This window comes from Luteibacter sp., assembly GCF_051958795.1.
Classification (GTDB): domain Bacteria; phylum Pseudomonadota; class Gammaproteobacteria; order Xanthomonadales; family Rhodanobacteraceae; genus Luteibacter.
Window position 1 is genome coordinate 1 of the sequence record NZ_JBQCFT010000423.1, and the last position, 4,306, is coordinate 4,306.

Genomic DNA, 4,306 nt, shown 5'->3' on the forward strand with positions numbered 1-4,306 from the left:
GCACATGCCCACCGAATTCGCGAAGCTGCTGTTCGCGGCGACAAACATGGGCATGACGGTGGTGGTGGCGGAAGAGGGCACGGCGCCGGTGACGGTGGTGCACCCGAGCGCGGTGATCCCGATCGACCCGCGCAACGGCAAGGACCTGGCCGTGGCCCCGCTGATGAATGGCGAGATGTACAGCTGGAATCCCGATGCGTCGCCTGCGGGTCCGATTTCCATGGTGCTCAGCGTGCCCGACCAGCGTGTGATCGTGCTCCGCAACGGCATCGAGATCGGCCGCGCGAAAGTCGAGGTGAGCAACCCGCTCGTCGGCACGCACGCGTACATCGTGTCCGCGGGCTACATGGCGAACGCCCCGAGCCGCGAAGGCCTGCGCATGCCGAACTGGATCACCATCGGCATCCCCGGCCATGGCGATGAGGCCGGCAAGGTCGTCGACGAAGCCCTCGCCGACCGCGTCGCCGCACCGCGCGAGTTTATGGAGAAGATCCTTCCGGAGCTGAAGCCTGGCGACGTCCTGCTCGCGACCGACGAACGGATCCTTCCCTCGACCACCGGCCCGAAATTGCAGGTCATCGATTCGAATCCGCCGGAACGCGCGCCGTAACCGCAACGCAGCTGTAGGAGCTCACCCTGTGAGCGACGCCGTTCGCGAAATCGCGACAGGGCCTGAGGCTTTGCGGCGAAAGATGTCGCTCACAGGGTGAGCTCCTACAGGTAACGCTCTGCCTCAGTTCGGCAGTGGCAACGAAATCGGATTCGACTTGATGCTGCCGCTCAACGCCGGGAACGGATCGACACCCGTTTCATCCGTGATGTCGTCGATCGACACCACCGTGCAAACCGGCGTATCCACGTTCGTGCAACGCCATGCCGCCGCACCATCCTGGCTCGGGTCGTAAATGGCTTTCCACGTGTAGTTCGGCACGATCACCATATCGGCGCCGATCGTGTCGGGCGTCGGGCCGTCGAAGCCCGGGCCGGTGACGACATAGATCTCGCCATCATCCAGCACCATGTTGCGCAGGCTCGTCTCGATCCGCTCCCACTTGCCCGTGTTCAGTGTGTGGTTCTGCGGCACCATGTTCGCCAGGGAGAAGCTATCGCGCTGGGCCGTGGCATTCGGCTCGTCGCCGCTTGGCGTCATGTGGCCACGGTCGTATCCGCTGCCCTTGTAGTCGGAGAGTTCGGAGCGGTCTTCTTCCGGGATACCGGTTTCCGCATGGAAGGCATCCTTGCGCGGCGTATCCTGCGCATCTTCAATCTGCTGGGCGGTGAGGTGTTCGGCGGACCACAGCGGGCCCTTGGTGACGCCGGAGGCGATCAGCGAATACGCGTTGAAGCAAAGCGTGGTGGTACGTTCGGCGAGCGAGGAATCGACGAGATCCGGTGCTTCCGACCCCTGGAACAACTGCGGGCACGAAGTTTCCGAAGCGTGTGCGGCACCGGCGAGTACGAAGACAACGACGGCGCAGAACGCGCGCGCATGGCGTTTGAACATGGTTTGTTCCCCAAATGGACACGAAAGCCCCTGTTCGCGAGCCCGGCCATTCTTGCCGCGTAACGTGACGCATGCGGTGCACATGTAGCGCGCGAAGTGCGACTACGGTCACGCTTCCGCGCTTATCAATCGTTCGTTCAGCGACAGAAGCCGTTTTCGCCTATGGCCTCGGCGAGGTAATCGACGAACGACGCGATGCGTGCGGAGATCGCGGTGTTTCGGTAGTACACCGCGTTGATCGGCTGGCGGTGTTCCACCGTCTGCTTCGCCAGCACTTCGACCAGCGTGCCTGCCTGCCGGTCTTCCCACGTCATGAAATCCGAAAGCACAACGATGCCGTTGCCGCCGAGCGCGAGGTGGCGCAGCGTTTCGCCGCTCGATGACGAAAGCGCAGGGCGTACGTGTACCGGCTGGCGCTTTGCATCCAGTACCGGCCAATCATTGAGCGAGTCGGGCTCGGTGAATCCCAGCAGCGTGTGCGAAGCCAGGTCAGCTACGTTGCGCGGTGTGCCGTGCTTCTTGAGATACGCGGGGCTGGCCAGCAGGCGTATGCGACTCGTACCGATCGGCTTGGCATGCAACGTGGAATCCTTCAGCCGGCCGATGCGCAGGGCAACGTCGGTACGCCGCTCGAGCAGGTCGATGTAACCCTCACTGGTGTGGAGCTCAAGCTCCACATCGGGAAAGCGCTCGCGATAGCCGGCTACCAGTGGCGCAACCACATGGAGCATGAAAGGCGTCGCGGCATCGACGCGCAGGCGGCCCGCCGGGCGCGCGCGGCGGGTGGCCATGGCCTCTTCGGCACCCTCGACGGCCGCAACGATCTCGCGGGCCCGTTCCAGGAAGGCCTCGCCTTCGTCGGTGAGCTCGATCCGCCGCGTAGTCCGGCGGATCAGCGTGGTCTGCAGCTTCTGTTCCAGCCGCCCCAGCGTTCGGCTGGCAGCCGACACCGTCTGGTCAAGCTGCTGCGCCGCGCTCGTGATCGAGCCGGTATCGACGACCGCAATGAAGTTCTGGATCTCGTCGAGCGTGATGTTCATCGTTGCGTTCGCGGTAAGTGTGACTCGCTTATACGCGGCTTTTTTGGCAAAAGTAAGCCCCACTAAGGGGCGTTACGTCGGTCGGATCGTCCAGACCTTTTCCTCACGCACAAGCAGATCAGTAAGACCGATGTTCTCGAGGAAAGCCACATCATGCGAGACGACGACAAGCGCCCCGGTGTACTCGCGCAGCATGGCCTCGACCGCTTGTAGCGACGCAAGGTCGAGGTGGTTGCCGGGTTCGTCGAGTAACAGGAGTTGTGCGGGTGGGGTGGCGAGGAGCGCGAGGGCCAGCGCGGCCTTCAGTCGTTCCCCACCACTGAGCAGCGCGGTGGGTCGGGTTGCAACATCCGCCTCGAATCCGAGCAGGGCCAGGCGGGAACGGAGTTCGCCTTCGGCTACGCCTGGCGCTGCCTGTTTAAGCTGCATGATCGTCGACGACGCGGGGTCGAGTCGCGACAACCGCTGGTCGAGCCTGGCGAACGGCACGAAGACCTCGGCGGTGCCGGACGAAGGGGCCAGCTCGCCCGCAAGCACCTTCAACAGCGTGGATTTCCCGCATCCATTGGGCCCGATCACGCCGATGCGTTGCCTGCCGGTGATGGTGAGGTCGATCGCACGAGCGTCCGTCTGAACCCATGGCAGGACAACGTGGCTTAGCTTTGCAGCCCGCCCCGGTGTTGTCTCGAACTCGGGTGCCCGCAGCACCACGGTCTTGTCGGAACCAACACGCGCAGCAGCCTCGCGGGTTCGCTCATTCAGCTGCTCTCGCTGTGCCGCTTGTTGTTCGCGCAGCCGTGCAGCGGTGCCTTCGCTCTTCTCCTTGCGCCTGCCCAGAAGGATCGGTGCCTGGTTCGCGGTCTTGCCGGCGCGCTCGCCGCGAGCGGCGCGTTGGTTGATGCGTTCGTTCTGCTCGCGCAAGGCCTGCTCGCCGCGGCGTCGCTCCGCCCTGGCGCTTGCAAGCTCACGTTGCGCGGCTTCGCGATCTTTCGCCTTCTCGCCTGCATAGAAGGTGTAACCGCCGCCATACGCGCGCAACGCTCCGCCGTCGAGCTCAAGCGTACGTTCCATCGTGTCGAGCAGAACGCGGTCGTGGCTGATCACGAGCAGGCCGCCGCGCCAGCCGGCTAGCCAGGTCATCAACGCATCGCGACCGGCGCGATCCAGGTGGTTGGTTGGCTCATCGAGGATGAGGTAGCCCGCGCCGGAAAGGCGGGCGCCGAGTAGCGCAACGCGCATCGCTTCACCGCCGCTGAGCTGCGCCGCAGGTGCGCCAGGGTTGAGCTTGCCCAGTTGCGCTTCATCCAGCGCCTGGCGGAACCGATCGCGCAGGTCCCAGTGCGTACCCACTATCTCGAAGTCGGAAGCGTCGACGCCGCCGGCCTCGATGCGCTCGAGTGCGCCAAGAATGTTTTCCACCCCAGCCAGCGAAGCGACCGTGCCACAACCGCCATCGGCTTGCTGCGCGAGGTAATGCACGTCGACCGCCCGCTGGCACCGTCCCGTCGTCGGCGGCAACAGCCCCGCGTAGATCTGGCCAAGCACGGACTTACCCACGCCATTGCCACCCACGAGGCCCGTAGGGCGCGCATCGAGGGTTTCAAAGAGATCGTGGAAGAGGACCCTGCCATCCGGCAGGACAAACGAGACGCCTTCCAGCGTCAGGAGAGAGGAGGTCATCGATTTCACCAGGCATGCCATGCACTCCCCGCGTTAAACGGGGCGGGAGGAGAGCGGGCCGTCAGAGGGACGGCGGCATTAC

3 protein-coding genes and 1 pseudogene are annotated in these 4,306 nt (G+C 64.5%); 1 reads left to right on the forward strand and 3 read right to left on the reverse strand.

The features are described from left to right. A pseudogene (locus ACTHLF_RS21230) lies at window positions 1-610 on the forward strand (L,D-transpeptidase); the annotation flags it as partial. Window positions 611-733: 123 nt separating this feature from the next. On the opposite strand, the gene ACTHLF_RS21235 reads toward ACTHLF_RS21230, so the two are convergent. From ACTHLF_RS21235 to ACTHLF_RS21245, 3 genes are all read right to left on the reverse strand, one after another. After that, on the reverse strand, window positions 734-1,504 hold the full coding sequence (locus ACTHLF_RS21235) for a DNA/RNA non-specific endonuclease (RefSeq protein WP_440330225.1): 771 nt from the start codon (window positions 1,502-1,504) through the stop codon (window positions 734-736). A 137-nt stretch (window positions 1,505-1,641) separates the two neighbouring features. After that, window positions 1,642-2,544, reverse strand: a complete 903-nt coding sequence (locus ACTHLF_RS21240; RefSeq protein WP_440330227.1) for a LysR substrate-binding domain-containing protein — start codon at window positions 2,542-2,544, stop codon at window positions 1,642-1,644. Window positions 2,545-2,616: 72 nt separating this feature from the next. Further along, a complete protein-coding gene (locus tag ACTHLF_RS21245) occupies window positions 2,617-4,224 on the reverse strand; it encodes an ATP-binding cassette domain-containing protein (protein ID WP_440330229.1) in 1,608 nt (535 codons plus the stop codon). Window positions 4,225-4,306 lie beyond the last annotated feature (82 nt).